The sequence below is a fragment of the Thioalkalivibrio halophilus genome, assembly GCF_001995255.1.
Classification (GTDB): domain Bacteria; phylum Pseudomonadota; class Gammaproteobacteria; order Ectothiorhodospirales; family Ectothiorhodospiraceae; genus Thioalkalivibrio; species Thioalkalivibrio halophilus.
Map to the genome: position 1 here is coordinate 1 of NZ_MUZR01000062.1, position 23,733 is coordinate 23,733.

At 68.1% G+C, this 23,733-nt stretch carries 23 protein-coding genes and 1 pseudogene; 13 read left to right on the plus strand and 11 right to left on the minus strand.

Translation table 11 applies throughout. The annotated features are described in order from the left end of the window. The coding region (locus B1A74_RS12650; protein WP_208856000.1) for a cation:proton antiporter domain-containing protein at nt 1-679 on the minus strand (679 nt) is incomplete at its 3' end. Nucleotides 680-727: 48 nt separating this feature from the next. Here B1A74_RS12650 and B1A74_RS12655 point away from each other — a divergent pair. Together B1A74_RS12655 and B1A74_RS12660 are read left to right on the plus strand one after the other, a co-directional pair. After that, on the plus strand, nt 728-1,696 hold the full coding sequence (locus B1A74_RS12655; RefSeq protein ID WP_099049999.1) for a lipid A deacylase LpxR family protein: 969 nt from the start codon (nt 728-730) through the stop codon (nt 1,694-1,696). Nucleotides 1,697-1,753: 57 nt separating this feature from the next. Further along, entirely contained in the window at nt 1,754-2,356 is a 603-nt protein-coding gene (locus B1A74_RS12660; protein ID WP_077244831.1) for a DUF502 domain-containing protein, read from the plus strand. A gap of 52 nt (nt 2,357-2,408) precedes the next feature. On the opposite strand, the gene ilvD is transcribed toward B1A74_RS12660, so the two are convergent. Next, nucleotides 2,409-4,265 (minus strand): dihydroxy-acid dehydratase, encoded by a 1,857-nt coding sequence (ilvD, locus tag B1A74_RS12665; RefSeq protein ID WP_077244832.1) that lies wholly within the window; start codon nt 4,263-4,265, stop codon nt 2,409-2,411. A gap of 84 nt (nt 4,266-4,349) precedes the next feature. Between ilvD and B1A74_RS12670 the strand changes: the two genes are divergently transcribed. The 3 genes from B1A74_RS12670 to argA all read left to right on the plus strand — a co-directional run bounded on the left by B1A74_RS12670 (nt 4,350) and on the right by argA (nt 6,634). Beyond that, the gene (locus B1A74_RS12670) at nt 4,350-4,625 is read left to right on the plus strand and encodes a heavy-metal-associated domain-containing protein (protein ID WP_018947508.1); all 276 of its coding nucleotides are present in this window, start codon (nt 4,350-4,352) and stop codon (nt 4,623-4,625) included. A 46-nt stretch (nt 4,626-4,671) separates the two neighbouring features. Continuing rightward, nucleotides 4,672-5,133, plus strand: a complete 462-nt coding sequence (locus B1A74_RS12675; RefSeq protein ID WP_099050000.1) for a DUF192 domain-containing protein — start codon at nt 4,672-4,674, stop codon at nt 5,131-5,133. A 142-nt stretch (nt 5,134-5,275) separates the two neighbouring features. After that, nucleotides 5,276-6,634, plus strand: coding sequence for an amino-acid N-acetyltransferase (argA, locus tag B1A74_RS12680; RefSeq protein WP_077244834.1), 1,359 nt, complete (start codon nt 5,276-5,278; stop codon nt 6,632-6,634). 18 nt (nt 6,635-6,652) lie between these two features. On the opposite strand, the gene dksA is transcribed toward argA, so the two are convergent. After that, on the minus strand, nt 6,653-7,054 hold the full coding sequence (gene dksA, locus B1A74_RS12685; RefSeq protein ID WP_077244835.1) for an RNA polymerase-binding protein DksA: 402 nt from the start codon (nt 7,052-7,054) through the stop codon (nt 6,653-6,655). Between the two features lie 110 nt (nt 7,055-7,164). On the opposite strand from dksA, the gene B1A74_RS12690 reads away from it, so the two are divergent. Genes B1A74_RS12690 through murU form a run of 3 tightly spaced genes read left to right on the plus strand, consistent with a single transcriptional unit; the run spans nt 7,165 to nt 9,696 of the window. Next, a complete protein-coding gene (locus tag B1A74_RS12690; RefSeq protein ID WP_077244836.1) occupies nt 7,165-7,950 on the plus strand; it encodes a metallophosphoesterase in 786 nt (261 codons plus the stop codon). Nucleotides 7,951-7,957: 7 nt separating this feature from the next. After that, a complete protein-coding gene (locus tag B1A74_RS12695; protein ID WP_077244837.1) occupies nt 7,958-8,989 on the plus strand; it encodes an aminoglycoside phosphotransferase family protein in 1,032 nt (343 codons plus the stop codon). Then, nucleotides 8,989-9,696: an N-acetylmuramate alpha-1-phosphate uridylyltransferase MurU gene (gene murU, locus B1A74_RS12700; RefSeq protein ID WP_077244848.1), complete on the plus strand. Its 708-nt coding sequence runs from the start codon at nt 8,989-8,991 to the stop codon at nt 9,694-9,696. The genes B1A74_RS12695 and murU overlap by 1 nt, the downstream gene beginning before the upstream one ends. Here murU and B1A74_RS12705 read toward each other — a convergent pair. From B1A74_RS12705 to B1A74_RS12715, 3 genes are read right to left on the minus strand one after another with little or no spacing between them, the layout of a single operon-like run. Next, nucleotides 9,681-10,163, minus strand: a complete 483-nt coding sequence (locus B1A74_RS12705; RefSeq protein ID WP_244269219.1) for a DsrE family protein — start codon at nt 10,161-10,163, stop codon at nt 9,681-9,683. The two genes, murU and B1A74_RS12705, sit on opposite strands and share 16 nt — an antisense overlap. A gap of 22 nt (nt 10,164-10,185) precedes the next feature. After that, nucleotides 10,186-11,109, minus strand: a complete 924-nt coding sequence (locus tag B1A74_RS12710; protein WP_077244838.1) for a DsrE family protein — start codon at nt 11,107-11,109, stop codon at nt 10,186-10,188. Further along, entirely contained in the window at nt 11,102-11,692 is a 591-nt protein-coding gene (locus B1A74_RS12715; protein WP_077244839.1) for an RNA polymerase sigma factor, read from the minus strand. The genes B1A74_RS12710 and B1A74_RS12715 overlap by 8 nt, the downstream gene beginning before the upstream one ends. Nucleotides 11,693-11,840: 148 nt before the next feature. Between B1A74_RS12715 and B1A74_RS12720 the strand changes: the two genes are divergently transcribed. From B1A74_RS12720 to B1A74_RS12730, 3 genes are read left to right on the plus strand one after another with little or no spacing between them, the layout of a single operon-like run. After that, nucleotides 11,841-12,290 (plus strand): hypothetical protein, encoded by a 450-nt coding sequence (locus B1A74_RS12720; protein WP_077244840.1) that lies wholly within the window; start codon nt 11,841-11,843, stop codon nt 12,288-12,290. A gap of 4 nt (nt 12,291-12,294) precedes the next feature. Then, a complete protein-coding gene (locus B1A74_RS12725) occupies nt 12,295-13,731 on the plus strand; it encodes a glutamate-cysteine ligase family protein (RefSeq protein ID WP_077244841.1) in 1,437 nt (478 codons plus the stop codon). Between the two features lie 16 nt (nt 13,732-13,747). Further along, nucleotides 13,748-14,791: a M14 family metallopeptidase gene (locus B1A74_RS12730; RefSeq protein ID WP_077244842.1), complete on the plus strand. Its 1,044-nt coding sequence runs from the start codon at nt 13,748-13,750 to the stop codon at nt 14,789-14,791. Nucleotides 14,792-14,815: 24 nt separating this feature from the next. On the opposite strand, the gene B1A74_RS12735 is transcribed toward B1A74_RS12730, so the two are convergent. From B1A74_RS12735 to phnD, 3 genes are all read right to left on the minus strand, one after another. After that, nucleotides 14,816-15,025, minus strand: a complete 210-nt coding sequence (locus tag B1A74_RS12735) for a hypothetical protein (protein ID WP_026289022.1) — start codon at nt 15,023-15,025, stop codon at nt 14,816-14,818. A gap of 95 nt (nt 15,026-15,120) precedes the next feature. Beyond that, entirely contained in the window at nt 15,121-16,269 is a 1,149-nt protein-coding gene (locus B1A74_RS12740; protein WP_077244843.1) for a GGDEF domain-containing protein, read from the minus strand. Then, nucleotides 16,266-17,117 carry a phosphate/phosphite/phosphonate ABC transporter substrate-binding protein gene (gene phnD, locus B1A74_RS12745; protein ID WP_077244844.1) on the minus strand — a complete coding sequence of 284 codons (852 nt, stop codon included), beginning with the start codon at nt 17,115-17,117 and terminating at the stop codon, nt 16,266-16,268. The genes B1A74_RS12740 and phnD overlap by 4 nt, the downstream gene beginning before the upstream one ends. Nucleotides 17,118-17,418: 301 nt before the next feature. Here phnD and B1A74_RS14540 point away from each other — a divergent pair. Beyond that, nucleotides 17,419-17,793: pseudogene (locus B1A74_RS14540) on the plus strand (transposase); the annotation flags it as partial. 33 nt (nt 17,794-17,826) lie between these two features. Here B1A74_RS14540 and yjjJ read toward each other — a convergent pair. Beyond that, nucleotides 17,827-19,221, minus strand: coding sequence for a type II toxin-antitoxin system HipA family toxin YjjJ (gene yjjJ / locus B1A74_RS12755; RefSeq protein ID WP_077244845.1), 1,395 nt, complete (start codon nt 19,219-19,221; stop codon nt 17,827-17,829). A gap of 239 nt (nt 19,222-19,460) precedes the next feature. Here yjjJ and B1A74_RS12760 point away from each other — a divergent pair, with 239 nt between their 5' ends. After that, entirely contained in the window at nt 19,461-20,222 is a 762-nt protein-coding gene (locus B1A74_RS12760; RefSeq protein WP_019567578.1) for a SprT-like domain-containing protein, read from the plus strand. 16 nt (nt 20,223-20,238) lie between these two features. On the opposite strand, the gene B1A74_RS12765 is transcribed toward B1A74_RS12760, so the two are convergent. After that, the gene (locus B1A74_RS12765; protein ID WP_077244846.1) at nt 20,239-23,505 is read right to left on the minus strand and encodes a helicase-related protein; all 3,267 of its coding nucleotides are present in this window, start codon (nt 23,503-23,505) and stop codon (nt 20,239-20,241) included. Nucleotides 23,506-23,733 lie beyond the last annotated feature (228 nt).

Below are 23,733 nucleotides of genomic sequence, written 5' to 3' on the forward strand. Positions count from 1 at the left end.
CGAACAGCGGGTAGAACCCGGCCGACATCGGCACGCGGTTGATCAGCGCCAGCAGCGCGAGTCCGCCCCCGACCCCCAGCAGGGCCCCCAGCCCCATCTGCTGCACGAACTCGACCAGCACCACCACCCCGAAGTCGGGCTGGTCCATCAGGATCAGCTCGATCAGCACGATGGTGAGGAAGATCGCCATCGGGTCGTTGGAGCCCGACTCGATCTCCAGGGTCGCCCCCACGCGGCTCTTGAGCTCCAGCCCGCGCGAGCGCAGCAGGGAAAACACCGCCGCCGCGTCGGTGGAGCCGACGATCGCCCCCAGCAGCAGCCCCTCCAGCCACGACAGCCCCAGCCACCACACCGCGAACAGCCCCGTCAGGCCGGAGGTGATCAGCACGCCCACGGTGGCCAGCCCCACCGCCGGTTTCAGTCCGATACGGAAATTGCGCGCCGGCGTGCGCATCCCGCCATCGAACAGGATGATGGCCAGGGCCGCGGAGCCGATCAGATGGGCCAGGGTGATATTCTCGAACGACACGCCGCCGGGGCCCTCCGGGCCCAGCAGCATGCCGATGCCGAGGAACACCAGCAGCAGCGGCACGCCCAGCCGCGAGGTCACCACGCTGGACAGGATGCTGCCGAGCAGGACCACGGCGACGAGAAAGATGATCTGACTGGAGAAATCCATGGCGCCATCATACCGGACTGCCACGCCCGTCCGTGGGCGAGCACNNCGATCGCCGCAGTGCTCGCCGGCTCGCCGGCGGCGGCCGACCGTGGTGGCGTGGACGCCCTGCATTTCGAATTCGAGAACGACCTGTTCGGCGGCGAGGACCGCTACTACACCAACGGGGTACGGATCGGCTGGACGCGCAGCGAGGGCCAGGTGCCATCCTGGCTGGAGACCGTCGCCGATCGGATACCGCTGTTCGTCGCACGCGAGGAGCGCGGCCGGCTGAAGTCGGCCATCCATCTGGGCCAGAATATGTACACCCCGGAGGATATCGAACGCCGCATCCCGGACCCGAACGATCGCCCGTATGCCGGCTGGCTCTACCTCAACTTCAGTCTGGCCGAGGAATTCGGCGACCGACTCGATCGCCTGCAAGTCACCACCGGGGTCGTGGGTCCGGCGTCGCTGGCCGACCACACCCAGCGCGAGGTGCACAGCTGGTCTTCGGCCCCGGAACCGCGCGGCTGGGAGCACCAGATCGGCAACGAGGCCACCCTGATGGTGCGGTACGAACGCCAGCTGCGCAGCCAGTCGCACCGGGACGGACGCGGCTGGGACTGGGACCTCACCCCGCACTGGGGAGCGACTGTCGGCAGTCCGTTCACCTTCGTCAACGCCGGTGCGATCCTGCGCGCCGGGCGCAATCTGCCGCGCGACTACGGCCCGCCACGGATCAATCCGGCCCTCTCCGGGTCACATACGTTCCAGGGCATCCGGCCCCGCGGGGGATATCTGTTTGCGGGCGTGGACACCCGCCTGATGGCCTACGACCTGTTCCTCGACGGGCCGCTGTTCCGCGACGGACCCTCCGTGGACAAGCACCCGGTGGTGGGCGAATTCACGGCGGGCGTGGTGTTCCACTGGCACGGGGTGCGCCTGGGCTATACCCATGTCTGGCGCTCGCGCGAATTCAGCGGCCAGGCCACCGGCGCCGCGGAATTCGGCTCGCTGCACGCCACCTGGCAGTTCTGAACCGCACCCGCCCCGGCGTTGTTACGATCGAGGCGTCGCCCCTTCCGGAGAACCCGCGTGCGCAAGATTTCCCGAACCTTCCTCACCGGCCTGGCCGCGATCCTGCCGGCGATGGTCACGCTGGCCCTGCTGTGGTGGCTGGGCAGCACCGCGGAACAGGTCCTGGGCGGCATGCTGCAGGCCGTCCTGCCGGATCTGCTGTACGTACCGGGCATGGGGATCGCCGCCGGTGTCGGGCTGGTGTTCGCGGCAGGCGTGCTGCTGCAGGCCTACCTGGTGCGCTGGCTGTTCAACTGGCTGGAGGGCCTGATGCAGCGGATCCCGGTGGTCAAGACCATCCACGGCACGGTGCGCGACGTCACCCGCCTGGTCTCCGGCGACATCCACCAGCAGTTCGGCCAGGCAGTGCTGGTCACGCTGCCGGGGCTGGAAGCGCGGGTCATCGGCTTCGTCACGCGCGAGGACTTCGAAGGGCTGCCGGACTCCCTGGGCGGGGCGGAGACCCTCGCGGTGTACCTGCCGATGAGCTACCAGATCGGCGGCTACACCCTGATGCTGCCGCGCGACCGGGTGGAACCGCTGGAGCTGTCGCTGGAGGACGCGATGCGCTATGCCCTGACCGCCGGGGTCTCCGCGCGCAAGGACGACCCCGGGGCATGAACCGGGGCATGAACCGAGGCGTCAACCGGGCAGTACAGCGCGGCGGCCCGCGTCAGCCGTCCTCCAGCGGGGAGATGTCGCGCACCGCGCCGAACGCAGCCGAGGTGGTCATCAGGGCATAGGCGCGCAGGGCCTGAGTCACCGGTCGATTGCGCGACTCGGGCTTCCAGGCCTTCGCGCCGCGGGCCTCCATCGCCTCGCGCCGCGCCGCCAGGGTGGCGTCGTCCACGTCGATGCGGATCTCGCGCGCGGGGATGTCGATCACGATGGTGTCGCCCTCTTCAATCAGGCCGATCGCGCCGCCCTGCGCCGCCTCCGGCGAGACATGACCGATGGACAGCCCGGAGGTGCCGCCGGAGAACCGCCCGTCGGTAATCAGCGCGCAGTCCTTGCCCAGCCCCTTCGACTTCAGATACGAAGTGGGATAGAGCATCTCCTGCATGCCCGGACCGCCCTTCGGACCCTCGTAGCGGATGATCACCACGTCACCCGCCTGCACCTGGTCACCGAGGATGCCCTCGACGGCCGCATCCTGGCTCTCGAACACGCGCGCGGGGCCGGAGAATTTCAGGATGCTCTCGTCGACGCCGGCGGTCTTCACGATGCAGCCGTCCGGGGCCATGTTGCCGTAGAGCACGGCCAGACCGCCGTCCTGCGAGTAGGCATGTTCGATGTCGCGGATGCAGCCGCTGGCGCGGTCGAGGTCGAGGCTGTCCCAGGCACGATCCTGGCTGAACGCGGTCTGGGTGGGCACCCCGCCCGGCGCGGCGCTGTACAGGCGCTCGGACTCGGCGGCATGACGCATCACGTCCCACTGCTCCAGGGCGGCGCCCAGGGTCGGGGCATGCACGGTGGGGATGTCGCGGTGGATCAGCCCGCCACGATCCAGCTCGGCGAGGATGCCGACCACACCGCCGGCGCGGTGCACGTCCTCCATGTGGTACTGCTGCGTCGCGGGAGCCACCTTGCACAGGTTGGGCACGTGGCGCGACAGGCGGTCGATGTCGGCCATGGTGAAGTCGACCTCGCCCTCTCGGGCCGCCGCCAGCAGGTGCAGCACGGTGTTGGTGGAGCCACCCATCGCGATGTCCAGGCTCATCGCGTTCTCGAACGCCTCGAAAGTCGCGATGGAACGCGGCAGGGCCGAGGCGTCGTCCTGCTCGTAGTAGCGCCTGGCCAGGTCGACCACGCGCCGCCCGGCCTCCTCGAACAGGGCCTGGCGCGCGGCATGCGTGGCCAGCAGCGAACCGTTGCCCGGCAGCGACAGCCCCAGGGCCTCGGTCAGGCAGTTCATCGAGTTGGCGGTGAACATGCCGGAGCAGGAGCCACAGGTCGGGCAGGCGGAACGCTCGACGGCCTCTACCTCCTCGTCGCTGGCGCTGGAGTCGGCGGCCTTGACCATCGCATCCACCAGATCGAGGTGGATCACGTTGTCCTGCCCGGGCGCCTGCACCTTGCCGGCCTCCATCGGCCCGCCGGAGACGAACACCACCGGGATGTTCAGGCGCATCGCCGCCAGCAGCATCCCCGGGGTGATCTTGTCGCAGTTGGAGATGCACACCAGCGCGTCGGCGCAGTGGGCGTTGACCATGTACTCCACCGAGTCGGCGATGATCTCGCGCGAGGGCAGGGAATAGAGCATGCCGCCATGGCCCATCGCGATGCCGTCGTCCACCGCGATGGTGTTGAATTCCTTGGCCACGCCACCGGCCTGTTCGATCTCGCGCGCAACCAGCTGGCCCATGTCCTTCAAATGCACGTGTCCCGGCACGAACTGGGTGAAAGAGTTGGCGACGGCGACGATCGGCTTGTCGAAGTCGCCATCCTTCATGCCGGTGGCGCGCCACAGGGCGCGGGCCCCGGCCATGTTGCGGCCGTGGGTGGTTGTGCGGGAACGATAGGCAGGCATGATGGGCAGATCTCGTGAACGTTCGTTGAAAAGCGAAATCGTACATAATGCGAGCATCAATACCCAGTAGCGGAGGAAGCGTTAATGAAATTCGAGGTCGAGAACATCAAGTGCGGCGGCTGCGCCAGCTCCATCCGCAAGGGCCTGATGCAGGTCGAAGGCGTGGAATCCGCCGAGGTGGACGTCGAGAACGGGGCCGTGGAGGTCACCGCGCCGGAGTCCGCCACCGACGCGATCCGCGAGAAGCTGGCCCACATGGGCTACCCGGAGGTCGGCTCGGTGTCCGGATTGCGCTCCGCCGGCGCCAGGGCGAAATCGTTCGCCAGCTGTGCCGTTGGCCGCATGAGCGGGGACAAGTGACCCCGTGATGAGTCGCCGGCCGGCGCACGCCGGATTCGCGCATGGCATGGCCGCGTTCGGGCTGGCGGCCCTGCTGGTGTTCGGCGGCCCCGCCGCCGCGCAGAACACCGCCCCCTCGGGCCTGCCGGAAACCGCCCTGGAGATCGGCGGCCGGACACTGACGGTGGAGATCGCCGCCGACGATGCCAGCCGCCGGCAGGGTCTGATGTTCCGTGACGAACTCGCGGAGGATCGCGGCATGCTGTTCGTCTGGGACCGCGCCGACCGCCGGGCGATGTGGATGCGCAATACGCTCATCCCGCTGGACGTGGCGTTCATCGACGGTGACGGCGAGATCACCAACGTCGAGACCATGGCGCCGGAGACCACCCGCATGCACTGGTCGGCGGCACCGATCGAATACGCACTGGAGGTCAACGCGGAATGGTTCGCGCGGCACGGGATCGAGGCGGGTGACCGCATCCCCGGCCTGGACGCCGCGCGCGAGGAGGCTGCCCGGGGCCGCTGAAGGCCACGCCGGGCGCCGACCTGGCCCCGCGCATCGCCGCCGGAATCGACTCAAGCCACCGGGGACGAGGCCATGGCTCGTCCGCCATATCGCGCAACTTGTCGCCCAACCGGATCGTCCAATCGTATTGCGAGGGAGCCGCGTGAACCCGCCAGACCACCCAACCCGCCCGCATCCCGCACGTCGTGCCCCGGCTCCGGGGGAACTCGCGTGGTTCCGCGACGCCGTGCCATACATCGCCGCGCACCGGGGCCGCACGATGGTCATCGCACTGGCCGGCGAGGCCGCGCAGGCAACGGAGTTCCCGGCCCTGATGCGGGACATCGCCAAGCTGCACGCACTGGGCGTGCGCGTGGTGCTGGTGTACGGGGCACGCCCGCAGATCGAGGCGCGCCTGGCCGAACGCGGCCTGCAGCCGCAGTACGCCGAGGGTCTGCGGATCACCGATGCCCCGGCGCTGGATGCCGTGCTGGACGCGGTCGGCCGCCTGCGGCTGCAGATCGAGGGCCTGTTGTCCCGCAGCCTGGGCCAGCCGGGCACCGGCAACGCACGCCTGCGGGTGGCCGGCGGCAACTTCGTCACCGCCCGCCCATTGGGAGTGCGCGACGGGGTCGATTTCCATTACACCGGCGAGGTGCGCGGGGTGGACATCGCCGCGCTCACCGCGCTGCTGGATCAGGAGCAGGTCGCGCTGGTCTCGCCGCTGGGGTATTCACCCACCGGCGAGGTCTTCAACCTGTCCGGCGAGGAGGTCGCGACCCGCGTGGCCATCGCCCTGGACGCGGACAAGCTGATTTTCCTGACCGAGGCCGGCGTGCTCCGCGGGCCGCAGGACGACGTGCTGGATCAGCTGACCGTGCCCGCCGCGGAGCGCATCCTCGCCGAACGCGACGACCTGCCGCAGGAACTGGCCAGCCACCTGCGCAGCGCAGTGGATGCCTGCCACGCGCGCGATCTGCGGGTCCACCTGGTCGACCGGCGCGACGACGGCGGGCTGCTGACCGAACTGTTCACCCGCCAGGGCATCGGCACCCTGGTCTCGCGGGAGCCGCTGGAGCGCCTGCGCCCGGCGACCCTGGACGATGTCGGCGGCATCCATGCGCTGCTGGAGCCACTGGAGGCCGAGGGCGTGCTGGTGCACCGCGCCCGCGAGCACCTGGAACTGGAGATCGACCGCTTCCACGTGCTGGAGGTCGACGGCCTGATCATCGGCACCGCGGCGCTGTACCCGTTCGGCGACCACGCCGCGGAGATCGCCTGCCTGGCGCTGCACGCCGAATACCGCGGCCACGGCCGGGGCGACCGGCTGCTGACCGCGATGGAAGATCTGGCGCGCGAACAGGGGGTTCGCCGGGTATTCGTGCTCACCACCCGCACGGCGCAGTGGTTCCAGGAACGCGGTTACGCCCCCGGCAGCGTCGACGACCTCCCGCCGGAGCGCCGCCAGCGCTACAATCAGGCGCGCAACTCGCGGGTCTTCACGCGCGAGCTGGAGGGCTGACCCGGGGCAACGCCGGGCTCAGCGGCCGCGCGCCTCGTCGCGCTCATGGGCCTCCTGCGCGGCCACGCTGAGGGTGGCGATGGGACGGATCTCCAGGCGTTCGAGGCCGATCGGCTCGCCGGTCTCCTCGCAGTAGCCGTATTCGCCGCGCTCGATGCGCGCCAGCGCCTCGTCGATCTTGGTCAGCAGCTTGCGCTCGCGGTCGCGGGTGCGCAGCTCCACGCCGGCATCGGCCTCGTGGGTGGCGCGGTCGGACGGGTCCGGCTCCTGCCAGGTCTCGGTGCGCAGATGCTCGAGGGTCTCTTCCGACTCGGCGATCAGCTCGGCCCGCCACGCCTCGAGTTTGCGCCGGAAATAGTCCAGCTGGCGCGGATTCATGTAGGGTTCGTCCTCGGAGGGACGATAGTCGGGATCCACCATGTTGCACCTCCGGATCGTGGCCCGAGCCACGGGCCCGCCACAACGGGTAAACCTGCACTAGAACACATGTGCCGGACTCAGTACAGACCGCCAGACCACGGGGATCGAACATGCACGAACCGCTGCGCCTGATCCAGGTAACCGACAGTCACCTGGGGACCGAGCCGGGCCCGGTGCGCGCGGGCTACCCGGACAGCGACCTCGCATTGCGCCACGTCCTGGAAACCGCGCGGGCGCGGGAAGGCCTGCCCGACCGCCTGCTGCTGACCGGCGACCTCGCCGAGAACCCGTCGCCGGAGACCTATGGGCGCCTGAAGGCACTGCTGGACGAAACGGGACCCTGGCCCACCAGCGCGCTGGCCGGCAATCACGACGACGCACGCGAACTGGCGGTGACCCTGGAGTCGGTCGGCCACGCGGTCCATCGCAGCGAAGGCCTGGGCAGCTGGCAGCTGATCGCCCTGGACTCCTCGCAGCCCGGAGGGCCGGCCGGCCATCTGTCCGACGCCGAACTGCAGCGCCTCGAGGGTGCCCTCACCGCGCACCCGGAACGCCCGGCCCTGATCGCCGTACATCATCCGGTGGTACCGGTGGGCAGCCCGTGGATGGACGGCATGGGCCTGACCAATGCCAACGCGCTGTTCGCCGTGCTCGACCACCATCCGCAGGTGCGGGCCTGCGTGTTCGGCCACGCGCACCAGGTGGTCGACACCTTTCATGGCGACGTCCGCCTGCTCGGCTGCCCCGCCACCTGCGTACAGTTCCGCCCCGGGGCCACGGAATATCAGCTCGACGATGATCCGGACACCGGGCGCCCGGGTTACCGCGTGCTCGAACTCTATCCCGACGGCCGCCTGGACACGCGGGTCGAGCGGCTGCCTGCGCCGCCCGCCTGAGGGCCGCATGAGCGCGTCTTCGGTGCCGGAGGATACCCGCGCCGCCGCCCTGCAGGCCTGGCTGGCGCAGCGCCCCGGGTGCTTCGAGGGGCTGCAACTGCTGCGCGCGGATGCCAGCTTCCGCCGTTATTTCCGCGCGCGACGCGACGGTGAGCCGGTGGTCATCATGGATGCCCCGCCGGAACGCGAACCGGTGGCCCCGTTCCTGCGCATCGCCCGTCTGCTGGAGGCCCTCGGCCAGCGTCCGCCACGCATCCATGACGAGGACCCGGACGCGGGGTTCCTGGTGCTGGAGGACCTCGGCGACCGCACGTTCACCCGGGCACTGGCCGAGGGCGAGGACGAGAAGGCCCTGTATCAGCGGGCCATCGACCGGCTGGCCGACCTGCACCGGGCCTGGCCACAGCGGCCTGCGGAGGCCACACCCGCACTGCCCGCCTACGACACCCCGCGCCTGCTGGACGAGGCGCGCCTGTTCATCGACTGGTATGTCCCGGAACAACAGGGCCATCCGCCGACGGAGGCCGCCCGAGGCGCCTGGGAAGCGGCCTGGACGCAGACACTGGACGCCCTGCCGCGCCTGGAGCCCACCCTGGTTCTGCGCGACTTCCACGTGGACAACCTGATGATCCCGCCGGAAGGCGCAGGCTGCGCGCTGCTGGATTTCCAGGACGCGGTGCTCGGGAGTCCGGCCTACGATGTGGTATCGCTGCTGGAGGATGCGCGGCGCGACGTTTCACCCGCAGTCGCGCGGGAGGCCCTCGCGCGCTACCTGCAGGCCACCGGGTGGCCCGATGAGGCCTTTCGGGTGCATTACCGGGTGCTCGGGGTCCAGCGCGCGATCAAGGTCCTCGGCATCTTCACCCGGCTGCACCGGCGTGACGGCAAGCCCGACTACCGCCGCCACGAACCGCGCCTGCAGACGCTGGTGCGGCGCGGACTGGCCCACCCGGACCTGGCCCCGGTGGCGGACTGGTTCCGCCACCACATGCCGGAGGATCCCGCCGCACCCGGTGACGTCGGGGACGAAGGCGCATGATGCGGGCCATGATCCTCGCGGCCGGGCGCGGCGAACGCATGCGACCGCTGACCGACGAATGCCCCAAGCCCCTGCTGGAGGCCGGCGGCAAACCGCTGATCGTCTGGACCCTGGAACGCCTGGCCCGCGCGGGGTTTGGCGAGGTCATCATCAACACCGCCCACCTGGGTGAGCAGATCCCCCGGCGGCTGGGCGACGGTTCGGCCTTCGGGCTAAAGATCCGCTATTCGCCGGAACCCGCCGGCGCCCTGGAAACCGCCGGCGGCATCCGCCAGGCCCTGCCCCTGCTGGGCCCCGAAGCCTTCCTGGTGATCAACGGCGACATCTGGTGCGACCACCCGCTCGTACCCCCCTCGCGGCTGCCCGGGGCCATCGAAGAACACGATGCCCCACTGGCCCATCTGGTGCTGGTGGACAACCCGCCGCAGCATCCCGACGGGGACTTCGCGCTGGGCGCCGACGGCCGCGTCACCACCGACACCGGCCCGGGTCGCCTGACCTTCAGCGGCATTGGCTGGTATCACCCGGCCCTGTTCGCGTCGCTGGAACCGGGCTGCCGCCCGCTGGGCCCGGTGCTGCGCGAGGCGATCGCGCAGCACCGGGTGAGCGGCGAACACTACACCGGAGACTGGCGGGACATCGGCACGCCGCAGCGCCTCGCGGCGCTCGACCGCGATCTCGCGACCACGGATCAGGGCTTGATGTAGGTGAACCCCTGACGCTGCAGGCGGTAGAGCTCAGTGATGCCGCTGCCCACGACCTCCTCGCGAATCACGTCGTGCAGGTCGCCACGCTCCAGCCCGCGGACCTCCATGGAACGCCGACTGACCAGGAACCTGAAGCCCTGCAACCGCAGGGTGTCGATGCGGATGGCGGTGGCGGTGTCCATGGACTCCGCCTCCAGCAGCCGCACCCCCTCGCCGTGCAGAACGATGCGCACGTCGGCCGCGTCGCGCTCCGACTCGGCCAGATGCTCCTTGAGGTAGCGCAGGACATTGGAGAAATGAGCCCGGTCAGCAGAATCCAGGTGGTAGACCACACGTGCGACCGGGGTATCGCCGTCACTTCCCGCCCCGGCTACCGGGCCGGCCGACAGAAGGGCCGCAAGCAGCAGAAGCGGGCCTGCCCACCATGCGGAACGCCGGATCGGCGCAAGCGCTCGTGAAGGAATCACTCCACGCTCCCGCCACCCCGGCTCAGACCTTGATATAGATCCAGCCTTCCGCCTGGCGGCGGGCTGCCTCGGCCACGCCCGAGTCGATGCGCTCGGCCTGCGGCAGGATATCGATCCGCGGCTTGCCCTCCTCGCGCGCCAGACGCCCCAGGGTTTCGCTGCAGGCGGTGAAACGCAGACCGGAGTGTTCCCGGCTCAGTGTCGCCACGCGATCCGGGAACGGAGCCCGATCGGCGCGCAGCATGTTCATGGCCTTGTTGTGCACCACCACCTGAACGTTGAGGTTCCGGCCATCGCGCGCGGCCTCGTTGAACATCGCCTCGATGTCGTCCAGCAGCTCCTCCATCGCGGCCCGGTCGGCGTCATTGACATGCAGAAGGATCTGATCGGTCTCGCTGGCCGCATGGACCGGCTGAGGTGCGGCGGCTCCGCCCGCGGATTCGGCTTCCGCCATCTCCGTGAACAGGGCGCTGACGGTGTCGTCGAGCTCGGGCACCCCCTGGCCTTCGGACGCCGTCGCATGGGCTGCGGAGCCGGTCCCGGCCCCGTCCACGAACCAGCCGGCGTCACGGGTCACCTCGTAACCGGCCACCGAGCCCAGCACCAGGGCCACGACACCGGCGGCCACCGATGAGAACCAGCCGGTACGCCGGGGACCACCCCTCGGCGAGCGGAGCAATCCCGCACCACCGGAGCGGCCGCCGGCACCGCCGTGGTCATCCTCCCCGCTACGGTAATCCCGGGCCGGCGGTTCCACGTCCTCGTACGCCATCGCCACCAGCTCCTTGAGCTGGTGCATGTCACAGACCTCACGGCTCAGGTGCTCGCTGGAGGCGATCGCCTGCAGGGTCTGCAGCCGGTCCTCCGGAGAGAATTCGCCATCGACGAAGGCGTTGAGAATCTCTTCGCTCGGACGGTCCTGCGCCTTGAGTCGGTCTTCAGCCATTCTGGCTCCTTACTACCCTGAGTTGCGGCCCCTCTTCAGCGGGTTCCGCGGCGGATTCCGTCGCCGCAGCGTCCTGCGGGGCCTGCTGCTGTTCCAGCAGCTGCTTTTTCAGTTGTGCCCGGGCGCGGCTGAGGCGGCTCATCACGGTGCCGATCGGGACGTCCAGCACTTCGGAGACCTCGGCATAGGCAAAGCCCTCCAGATCGACCAGCGACACCACCTGCCGGTGATCGCTGCTGAGCCGGGCCATCGCCTGGTGCACGTCCGCCACCCGGCGGTTGCGCTCGGTCTGCTGCTCCGGGCAGTCCTCGCAGGCCAGCTCCATGTTGTCGACGTCCACCGTGTCCTTCTGCCGCCGTCCCCAGTCGCGGTAGCAGTTGGTCATGATGCGGAACACCCAGGACTTCAGTGCGTTTTCGTCCTGCAACGACTTCAGCCGGGTGAGGGCCTTCATCATGGCCTCCTGCACCAGATCGTCGGCCAGCGCACCGTCGTGACACCACGCATAGGCCATGCGGTACATCTGCGGTCGCAGGTCGCAGACCTGCTGGCGCAGCCGCCTTTGAGCGAACCAGGTCGCCATTGTTCTGTCTCCTCACATCCTGCAGGCCGTCTGTGCGGCCCTGCTTGTTCTTGTACCCTGTAGGACGTCGTCCCCGGGGGCGCTATTCCCGGTCTCCGGGCCGGGCTGCCGCGCGCACGCGACACACTTCTTCAGTCAAGGATACGCAATGCCCTTCGATCCGCAACAACTCGAGGCCTCTTTCGCCTTTGACCCGGACACCACCGCGGATCTGCGCGAGCGCTGGGCGCAACTGATGAACGACGCGGTATGGGCCGATCTCAAGACCGGCACCATCGGCGCGGTGCCCCGCCTGCGCAAGCGTCTGCTGGAGCTGGGCGAGAACCTGCGGTCCATGCTGTCCGATCGCGCCTGGATTCCGCACGAGCGCGAACGCGTTAAAGGGGCGATGGCCGCCAGCCTGAACCTGCGTGACAGCCTCAACCAGGCCGACCGCGCGGCGAAACTGCTCAACGGCGGCGAGGATTTCGAGCGCTTCGAGGCCGACTACCTGGCCTTCCGCAAGGCGCTGCTGGCGTTCATCGAACACCACGAACAGCTCTGGGGAGACCTGCTGGAATCCCTCTACGACGACAGCCCGGACGCGGAAGAGGACTGATCAAGTGGGCGAGGAGATCGGGTCCGAGTGCTTCACCCCGGAGGATCGCGAGCGATTCCGCCAGGCCCTCGACCGCGAGACCGATCTGCTGCTCGCCTGGCTGGACACCCACCGCGATACCCCACGGGGCCCGACCACCCTGGGCTTCGAAATCGAGGCCTGGCTGTGCGACGCCGAGGGCCGGGCGCTGGCGGAGAACGATGCCTTCCTGGAGGCGATGGACAGCCCGCTGGTGTCACGCGAGCTCGCACGCTTCAACGTGGAACTGAACACCAGCGTGTTCACCGCCGGGCCCGGCAGTTTCACCGCGATCCTGCAGGAATTGCGCGACACGGTGAAGCGCGCGGGGCGAGCGGCGGCGCGCTTCGACGGGGGCGTACTGATGGCCGGCAGCCTGGCCACCCTGCCCCCGGAAGCGCTGGGACTGCACCACATGTCGCCCCAGGCACGCTTTCGCGCACTGAACGAAGCGGTGCTGGAGAACCGCGCCCGACGCCCGCTGCACGTCGACATCCGCGGTCGCGAACACCTTCAGCACGACCACGACGACGTGATGCTGGAGTCGCTCGCGACCTCCTTCCAGATACACATCGGCAGCGCCCCCGGCGAAGCGCATCGCAGCCTGAACGCCGCCATGGTGGCCAGCGCGCCGGTACTCGCGGCCGCGGGCAACACGCCCTATCTGTTCGGGCACGACCTGTGGGAGGAAAGCCGCATCCCCCTGTTCGAGCAGGCGGTGGAAAGCGGTGGCTTCGCCGACTCGGCCCGCGGGCCGATCCGCCGGGTGACCTTCGGCAGCGGCTATCTTCATGACTCGGTCGGCGAGCTGTTCCGCGAGAATCGGGATCATTTCCCGGTCATGCTGCCAGTCGACCTGCACCACCCGCCGGAGGATCTCGCCCATCTCGCGCTGCACAACGGCACCATCTGGCGCTGGAACCGGCCGATCGTCGGCACCGATGCCGGGGGCCGGCATCACCTGCGCGTGGAGTTTCGCTGCCTGCCCGCCGGCCCCTCGCTGATCGACATGCTGGCCAACGCGGCCTTCGCCCTGGGCCTGATCGAATGGCTGCGCGATGCCCCCGGGGACGGCACCGCCGGCACCCCGTTCGCCGAGGCCCGCGACAACTTCTATCATGCCGCCCGCGAAGGCCTGCACGCCCGGCTGCGCTGGGGCCATGCGGACCCGCTCCCGGCACCGCGCCTGATCCGGCACCAGCTGCTGCCACGGGCCGCCGAAGGCCTGGAGAACCTGGAGATCGACCCCGGCGAGCGCGACGCACTGCTGGGCATCATCGCCGCGCGCGTGGACAGTGGCCAGACCGGAAGCGCCTGGCAGCGTCGCTGGGTCGCGCAACACGGACGCGACTGGGCCGGACTCGTCCGCGCCTATCGCGGCTGGCAGAACACCGGCGCCCCGGTACACACCTGGGGCCTGTAACCCGAGATACCGAACCATGCCGCAAGACCGACCCGCGATCCGCGAATATTTCGAGCTGCCCGACGGTTTCCTCGACGCCACACCGCGCACCCTGAGCCAGATCGTGCCGGAGCCGGCTCTGATCCACCTGGCCGGCCGGCGCGAACCGGCCGTAGCCGTGGTGCTCCTGCTGCACGGCAATGAACCGGTGGGTCTGCATGCCATCCAGCAGCTGCTGCGCCACTACACCCACCGCGAGCTGCCGCGCGCGCTGACCCTGGTGATCGGCAACCCGCAGGCCGCCGCGCTGGACCAGCGTCACCTCGACCAACAGCCGGACTTCAACCGGATCTGGCCGGGCACCGAACAACCGGGGTCACCCGAGGCGGAGGTCTTCGACCGACTGGTGACCCGGCTGCGCGAGCGGGGGCTGTTCGCGGCCATCGACCTGCACAACAACACCGGGCGCAATCCGCACTATGCCTGCATCAATCGCCCCGACCCGGCGTTCATGCAGCTCGCCGCCCTGTTCGGACGTACGGTGGTCTACTTCACCCGCCCGCGCGGCGTCGCCTCCATGGCCCTGGCGGAGCTGGCCCCGTCGGTCACCCTGGAATGCGGGCATCCGGACGATACCGCCGGGGTGCAGCACGCCTTCGAGATGGTGGATGCGGTGCTGCACCTGAGCACCTTCCCCGGCCACCCGCCGGAGCGCGACGCGATCGACATCTACCACACGGTGGCGCGCGTGCGGCTGCGTCCGGGGATGCGGGCGAGCACCGGAACGGATGGGGACATCCGCCTGGAACCCGATCTGGACCGGCTCAACTTCCAGATGTTGCCGGCCGGTTCCTGTCTGGTGCGGCGCCGGCCGGAAGTGGACGACCCGCTGGTGGTTACCTCGGAGGACGGTGCCGAGGTGACCGGTCTGTATCTCGAAACCCGGGGGGAAGAAATTCGCCTGCGGCGCGACGCGATGCCATCGATGCTGACGCTCGACAGCCGGGTCATCACCCAGGACTGCCTGTGCTATCTGATGGAGCCCATGGACATGAAGGCGCTCGCCGCAACCGCCGGCTGAGGGAGCAGCGCCCGCGCGCGACAATCAGGCGTCGCGATCGATCCGCTCGACGATCTGGGCGGGGCGGTCACCCTTGCGGTAGTTCGAAAGATCCGCAGTGGTCTCGGCAAAGGCCTTTTCGCGGGCCTCTTCGGTCTCGTACCAGCGACAGGCCTCCCAGTCGGGACCCAGCAGATGCGGCATGCGGAAGGTCGCGTCCTCGGGCATGCGAATGCGAATACCGTAACGTTTCATGGTTCAGGCCTGCGCGGGTAGTGGAATCAGCGGCGCCAAGTGTAGCCATCCCCCGGAATCGCGGCAATATCGGCCCGTGCGCGGCCGCCCCAGCTTCAGAAACGTCCCGTCACCACCCGGTTGCGCCCCTCCTCCTTGGCCCGATAAAGGGCCTGGTCGGCCCGCAGCAGCAGACGCTGCCGCGTATCCCCCGGCTTCCAGGCCGTGACACCAAAGCTCAGAGTGACCGGCCCGATGCCCTCCCCCGGTCCGGTCTCACGATGCGCGAACGCCTCACGCAGTCGTTCGGCCAGGGCCGCTGCCTCGTGCAGATCGGTCTGCGGCAGCAACAGAACGAATTCCTCGCCGCCCCAGCGGGCCGCCCGATCGGGCCGGCGCAGCTGTGCCATCAGCTCCCGGGTCACCTCGATCAGCACGCGATCACCCGCCTCATGGCCATGGGTGTCGTTCACGGCCTTGAAATGATCGATATCGCAAAGGACCAGCGCAAAACTGTTGCCGTAGCGCTGGGCCCGCTCGATCTCCTCGTCCAGGAATGCCTCGAACTTCAGCCGGTTGTACAGCCCCGTGAGATGGTCATGCGTCGCCTGGCGTTCCAGCTCGCGGGCCTTGGCCGAGACCTCGTCCAGCGCCACCTCCAGCGCGCGGGTACGCTCCGCCACCCGCCCCTCCAGACGATCACGCTCCCGGCGCAACGGCGCCAGCCCCATGCGCTCGATGGAATACCACAGGATCAGTGCGAACAGCAGGACACCGAAGCCTCCCCACATCGTCAGGGAGACGCGCAGGTTGTCCACCGCAGAACGCACGTCGGGAGTCACCACCTCCATCCGCAGCAGGACGGACCGATCACGCCCGTACTCCACCCGCTCCTCGAGATGGAAGCGGGGCACCCCGGACTCGGGCGACGGCCCGCCGTAGTCCAGCCAGGTGTAGTTGCCGTTCCCGCTCTCGACCACCAGTCGATGGACGTCAGGACGCCCCTCGGCATAATTACGGAGGAAACGCTCCAGCACGGAATAGTCGCCGCGCGCCAGGCTCTCCCGCGCGAACCCGCCGATCACTTCCAGCTCCGACTGCCCGGCTTTTCCAGCCTGCCGCTCCAGCAGCACCCTCTGCTCATTGAGCACCAGCAGAAGCCCCATCAAAGTAAAGAGGCTCAGGACCAGCAGTAACACCAGAGGCAGGCGCCAGATTCGCAGCCGGTTGCGGAATCCGCGGCCGGGAACCTGCGGCGCGTTCACCGTGTCACCTCCAGCATTTCCCGCAGTCCGCGATATTCTTCCGCCGTGCCGGAGACGAACTCCGCCACATTGCCACCCAGCGCCGCGAACACCGCAGGGCCGTCCGCATGTCCGGACAGGCCGATCAGGATCGCGCTCCATTGCTCCCGGCGTTCGGCATCAAGCCCCCGACGGGCCACAAAGGGATGCCGTGGCACCGCGGGCGTGTACGCGAGCGCCCGCAGCCCGCGCCCTTCGAAACGTTCGAACATTTCCTCGCGCATGGCCGCCACGTCCGCATCACCGAGGAGCACAGCCGAGGCCGTATCGAAATGGTTGCCGAAGAACTGCTTCTGCCCGAGATCGTCCGCGGCCACGCCCGCCCGCTCCAGCAGGGCCATGGGCATGCGATACCCCATGGTCGAATCCACGTCGACAAAGGCTACCGAATGCCCCGCGACCTGCGCCAGGGTCTCGATTGCATGATCCTCACGCACCACCAGCACGCCACGGAAACTCGCCCCGCTGCCCAGCACCTCGCGCGCCAGCACCGGGTGCTCCCCGTGGGTTTCCCACAGGCGCACGAACCCCGCCGGCCCGATGTAGGCCAGATCGACATCCCCGTCCCCGACCGCCCGCACATGGGCACCATAGGAATTCGCCACATGCAGCTCGAAGGCCTCCCCGGTCTCGGCGGACAGGTGATCCACCAGCGGCCGGAACCGCTCCATCACTTCGGTGGTCGCGACGAAGGGATGTACGCCCAGCCGCCAGGGTGCGTCCTCTCCTGTCTCCGCCCCGGCGGCCGTGGCCAGCCCGAGCAAAAGAGGCAGGAGCCACCCGCGCCGCGGACGGACACGCCACCTCATTCCCGACCCCGTCTCACCGTCCCGCACGCACCCCTCCCCGCGTGGCAAACGCGCCAAAGATCATGCCGCAATCGCTTCCGCTCATTCTGCACGCCAACGGCTGTCCGTACCCTGACCCGGAGCAGCCCCTCGTCACCAACCCGGTGTCGCCGAGCAATCCGGGGGGGGGTTAGCGCCTCCCGTCCGGGCTTCCCGCCTTCCAGTCCAGGTAACCTCTGATCAATGTACACGTTCGCGTTGGCAGCCCGGGTTTTCTGACACCACCCGCGAGGGGTAACGCGGACCAACTCCAGCAGGAAAACTGACGGCCGAGTGGCAGACGCAAGTTCCGGGAGAGAGGACAGGAAAAGAAGGGGGAGGAGACGGCACAGTCCCTGCAGGCCCCCGCAAGCCACGGCGGGGACCAGGCAGGAGCCTGAATGTCGGAGCGGATGTGGTCACGGGGCTGGTGCATACCGTGAAGGGGACGGCGGCGAACGTCTCGGACGTGTCGCAGGTGCCGGACCTGCTCCACGGCGAGGAAGACAGCCTGCATGGCGATGCCGGCTACATCGGTGCGGAGAAGCGGCTGGATGGGCATCGCCCCGAGACCCACATCGCGCGCAAGCGCGGCACCGTGCGCGCAATGCCGGAAGGCCCGGCGCGCGAGCGGGTGCGCGCCGCCGAACGGCACAAAACCTGCGGACTGCGGACGCTAAGCCACGGGCGATCAGGGTGCGACGAGTGCCAGGCGTCTCTGGAGCTCGGTGCCATTGTCGGAGGCAATCCTGCGAAACATGGAGCTGATGCGGGTGTCATCCGCCACGGTTTGCCAGTAAGCGATGGCGGCGTGGCAGGCGGCGACCCACACGCCATGTTCACGGGGCAATGGCATGGCTGGATCGAATGTCACTCGTGGGAGTTCGCCACCTGGGAGTGGCGCGTACGCCATCGGGAGCATGTCGTAGATCGGGCACAAGGTGAGCCGCCCGTCCTCCGGTCGAAAGGCGAGATTGCCCAGATGCATGTCGCTATTGGAGATCAGGCGGCCGAACCAGGTGATGTAACGGATGGCTGTAACAGCCTCCGGTGCCAGCAGACGCTTTTCGGCGAGTCCCTGGGCGAGGGTGTCCCATGCCGAAGGCGCGTGGCCGAGCAAGGCCGCGTTCACGGTCTCCAGCGTCACCACCGGACTGCGGCCAAACAAGCCGTGACGATCGAAGCGTTCGACTTCCAGAAACGTTCGGCCCTGATGCTGAAGGATGCGGCCCGGAGGGGTTTGCACGCCAGGGAGCGCGGAGGCCGTCTGGAGTGCCAAGTGCTCCGCCACCAGCAGATCGGACCAGCGCTGCACGGTCGTGGAATCATCGGCCCCCGAGAACTTGACGATGACATGCGGCGTATTGCTGTCTCGCAGATCCCGGAGGGCGGTGAACTTCGGGAATTCACCCGCAGCGCTGGAGCCCGCGAGGCCCAGCGAGATGGCCTCCTCCGCCGCCTTCACGTACATGCGTTCGATATCGTCCGCCTTGAGGATCAGCGGCGGATCCAGGCGGGCCTTCTGCCAGGCCTGGAACGCGGCATCGCCGACAATCAGGTTGCCCGGGAGATCAGACCCCACGCGACTCAGAACCCACAGGATATCGTCGTCACTCCAGGTATCGGGATTGGGCGACACCGCAAGGGTGTCCTGGAAGCGATGTGCCAGCTGGCGTCCGAGATAGCCCTGGGGGCGTATGTCGTACAGAGGATATGGCAGCCCGTCCCACCACCCATCGGGGGTCTGGTCGTCATCCTCCAAAGGCCAATCCGAACCACCGAAGTCGGCATGGCAGCCCTGCGGTTGGATGGGCGAGAGCTCCGTGAGCTCGTGAGGCTGGCCGGCCTCGTCAATCGCACGGATGGGGAAGGGCGCCAAGTGTCCTCGCAGCGCTCGGCGCAGGGCGTAGCGAGTGCGCCGAGCCCGGCCGGCCGCAAGGACGGGCTCAGTCGTCTCCTGCAGCAGGCGGTGCAGGGTGGGAACCGACAGGCCCAATTCGCGGGCAAGATCAGCCGCGCGCGCCGGGGCGAATTTCGCAAGCGCCAAGCCGAGCTGCTGGTGCGCCGCTTGTCGCTTGCTCCTCATCCGAACCCGCCCAATTGAAATGATTATTGAGAAGATACTAACCCATTAAGGGTTTGATATATATAGCTTCAAAAGCCCGCCGAAGCATGTACTGAAACAATCCCATGGCCGAAACAATCCCATGGCCGAAGCGAGCCCTGGCCAGGAGGGGTCCCGGCCTGCCGCGTTTGTGACAGGATTTGTGACAAAGGCGGGGCGATACAATCCCGGGGCTCCAAACTCGACCTCGGAAACACACCATGACCGACTGCCCCACCCTGTCGATGTACTCCGCCCTGCAGCAGGCCTTCGATCATTTCAACGAACGGCTGTTCGACAACGAACTGCCGCCCTGCCTGATCACGCTACGAAGCTCCCGCCGGCAACGGGGCTACCACCACGCCGAGCGCTTCATCTCCGGCGACGGCACGATCATCCACGAGCTGGGTGTTCATCCGGGGTACTTCACCCTGAATCCGCTGGAAGTTGCGCTCTCAACCCTAGTACACGAGATGGTGCATCACTGGCAGGAGTGCTTTGGCCGACCGAGCCGGTCGAACCACCACAACCGGGAGTGGGTCGGCAAGATGGAAGCGATCGGTCTGGTGCCGAGCGATACCGGCCTGCCGGATGGCAAACAGACCGGACGCCGAGTCACGCACTACATACAGCCGGCCGGGCCCTTCGCCCGAGCCTGCTCGGACCTGCTGGCCACCGGGTTCGAACTACCCTGGTTCGACCGGCATGCCCCCACCGATCCGGAATCGGTTGCCCAAGTGCAGGAGGCCCTGGCCGAACAGGGCCTGGCCGTGGCCAGCGCCCCCGCGCCGGCCGAAACGATCCCCCTGCCCGACAATGCCGAAAAGCCAGCGGTGTTCGCGCCACCCGCGCCGCGCCCGGATCCCCGTGTCCGCATGAACTGCCCGACCTGCGACGCGCGAGTCTGGGCGCGACCGGAAACCGAGGTCGTCTGTGGTTCCTGCATGGAGCCCATGAGCCACGCCTCCGAAGACGCAGGGTGACCCTGCCAACATCAGATCAACGCGCGGGCATGCCGAGAATGGCAGCGACCACCCGCTCCTCCGCAGAGCTTTGAAGCGGGAGGCGGGCAAACGCCTCCAGTACCTCGGGGCCAAGCTCCGACTCCGCCTCAATGAGTTCCTTGCGCAGATCCCGCAGGCGAAGGAACCCCCGGCGCTGCTGGGTCAGGCGGCGATACCAGTAGGGACGGATGAGCTCCAGCCAGCGATTGGCAAGCGCCTCCCAATCCGGTTCTCCGCCCGTCAGCGTTTCCGGCTTGCGCTCCAGTAGATTGCGCAGAGCGAGATAGGCGTCAAGGCGCGCTTGCTCCCTCTGGCGGGCCGCCTCCTCGCAAAACCCATTGAGGACCTTGGTCATCTCTTGCAGGGCGCGTTGCTTGCGCAGTGGTAACTGCGCCCGTTCGGCCTCCGGGAGGCGCTCGGAAAAATGTGCCAGCCATCTTGCGGCTGGCTCGTCCATTTCACCATTGGGCGGATCCGGCGCCAGTCGCTCGCGCAGCGCCGCGGCCACCTTGTCCAACGAAGTCGTTGCCTCGGCATCCGGGCCCGAGAAGAAAAACCAGCGCGGCGCCCGGTCCGCACTGCCGGCCAGACAGAAGAAGGCCCAGACGGTGTCGCTGGCCACCACGCTGACCCTTGAGAGCACCCGCACCGAGCGCTCGCGGTAATACTCATAAATGTCCGGTTCGACCAGGGCACCCGAACCTTCCACCAGCCCGCGCACCGCGGCAAACGCATCATGCGGCTCCGCTTCCTCGATCGAACGGGCCGTACGCTCGTATTCGCGGATCAGGGTGTCAGCGTCAACGCTATCCCGTGACCGCTGCTGGAGGTCTTCCGGCAACGGGAGATTGGTCCCGAGGAGTTCCGTCACCGCGCCGACTCGATCCAGGAATCGAGCATCGGCACTGAGAGCGAACTCCTCGGCATCGCGGGGCCACCAGACTTCGACCTCGGCATGGGGGCTGTCGAGCCGATCGACGCGTCCGGTTCGCTGTTCGGCCACGCGTATCACCGAGGGCATGTCGAGATGAACCAGCGCTGAGGCCGCCTGCAGGTTCACCCCTTCGGACAGGCTGTCCGAACACAGCGCCACCCCGGTCTGTTCGTCGCCACCCGGCCGAAACGCACGGAGTACCGCCTGGCGGCTTCGCTCATCGCTGCCCGTCGCCTGCCAGATCTCGACGCCCGGCAGCCGCTCTTCGAGCTGGACGCTCAAGGCCGCAATGGTGATCAGACGGCTGTCGAAGGCCAGCACACGCTCGTGGCTCGCCGCCAGTTGCGCCAGATGGGCCACCTTGGCACGTTCTCGCGCCGGGCTCATGGCCCGCACTTCTTCCAGCACCTGCGAGAGGATCCGGTGGTCGTGCGCGTGAGCCGATTCCCAGGCATCGACATCGGTGAGCCACGCGGGCAAGGGCACGCCCAGCCGATTCTCGGGAACGCGGCCGGGCTGCTTGAGTTTGCCCAGCACATCTCCTGTATCGGCGGACTTGGCGTAATGCTCCAACCCGAACTCGGCCCGCGCCACCGCCGTTCCGCACAGGTGCTCGACCAATGCCGCACGCGAAGATCGCAGGGCCGCCATGACCCGGTAGCGGACCAGCTTGTGAGCCCCGAGCAGCAGGTTGTCGCGATACTGGCCCTCGGTGAGTCCCTGCTGCCTTTGTACGGCGCTCAGTTCCAGGACCGCCGGAACCTGGACCACGCCGAAGAGCTGATCGAGAAGCTCCCGGATCCGACCGGCGCGTTCACGGTCGGCAGCCGGTTCGTTCAGGGAATAGCTGTACGAGCGGTGCTCCGGATAGCGGCAGGGCCGGCCCGTGTGATCCCGATAGGCCCCGGGTGCGCGATCAATCAGCGCATTGAACATGCGCTTGGTACGGCGAATGGTGAATGTACGGATCTCATCGCGCAGCTGGGCGGCCTCGTCCTCGCCCAGACCGTGCCAGCGACCGGGACGATTGACCCGTTCCAGGGCCTTCAGCGTGCTCGGCTGCAGGTTGTCGGCACCGAGCAGATCCGCAATCCGGACCAGGTCATCGACATTCCGGTTGATCGGTGTGGCCGTAAAGAGCAGAACGTCATCGGCAAGGTGATTGGTAAACAGCCGCCGTGTCCTGCGCGAGCGGCGATTGTGGAAATTGTGGCACTCATCCACGGCCAGCAGTCGCGCCCGCCTCAGGGCATCATCCAGCTGCCACGCCTTGCGGCTTCCGTGACTGAGCAGGCCAACCGAAAAGACATCCAGCGCGGTGTCGGCCCGGGATGCCTCCCGCTCCCACTCCTCCACGACGGTCGAGGGTGCAATCATGACCGAGCGGGGCATCCCGCCCGCCCCCTGGATGCGCGCCTGCTGCGCCCGCAGAAGATGCGCACCCATACGCGTCTTGCCCGACCCCGTCGCGTCCGCAATCAGCACCGCCCCCTGACGGTCCAGCAGATAGAGCGCCTGTGCGATCCCCTGACGCTGGGCCGGCCACAACGCGCGAAAGGCCTCCCGGTCGACCTGCTGCAGAAAGCCCTTCGCCCAGTCACCTTCCAGCAACTCCCCGCAAGCGCGGGCCAGCGCATCGCGCCACCCGACGACATGCAGCAGACGCTCGAGCAGCGCCAGCAACGCATCGGTGTAGTCCTCTCCAAACGACCAGAACTGTTCGGCCAGCGCCGCGGCCTCGCGGTAACGCCTCGGCTCACCCGTTGCAGTGAACCGCGCGTTCGCCTCGTGCTGACGTTCCAGCCCGTTCCGGCTGAAGTTGCTCGAGCCCAGCGTTACCGCCCCCGCCCCGAGATAGATCTTGGCGTGCAGCGGCCGCTGCGTGTCGGGCCAGTACCGCGCCTCGACGGCGCCCTCGCGGAGTCGCTCCCGAAAATGGATCAGCCGGGCCGACAGGCGCAGGGCGATTCCTCGATCCAGCCAGTACTGCTCGACTTCCTCGGGGAAGCTCGGCGCCTTCAGACTGCGGTGACCTCCCTCCCCCACACTCGGCTCGTTACCAAAGAGAATGCGAAGGGGCCGAACCTCCCCCAGATCACTCTCCAGACGAACGAGCTCTTCAAGCGCCCCGTAGCCCGTCACCACCAACGGCGAGTCCGCAGACACAAGGTCCGCAATCACCCGCTCGCGCACCGTTCGCCCGTCGACGTTCAGCGGGAAACGATCCGGCGGTGGCCAAACACCCTGCCCCTCGCGCGACTCTTCAGGAAAATCGCTAAAGAGATCAGCGGTGCGCGCCGTATCCGGGAGGGGATCTTCTTGACTCATGAGGCCACCCGTCGACCCAAAACAGGAATTCGACCGACACAGTGCCGGATCCGCGGATGGGAAGGCCACACGCAATGCTTCCCTCCCATCCATTCGGTCAATGTAGACGCCCACCGAAGTCGGGAAGCACACAGATCACTGGAGGAATCGAATGCCGGTCCAAGATTGGGCGCGACACACGTAAACCTCCAGTTATGCATGGACCTAATTGTCGGGTCCCGGCTGTTT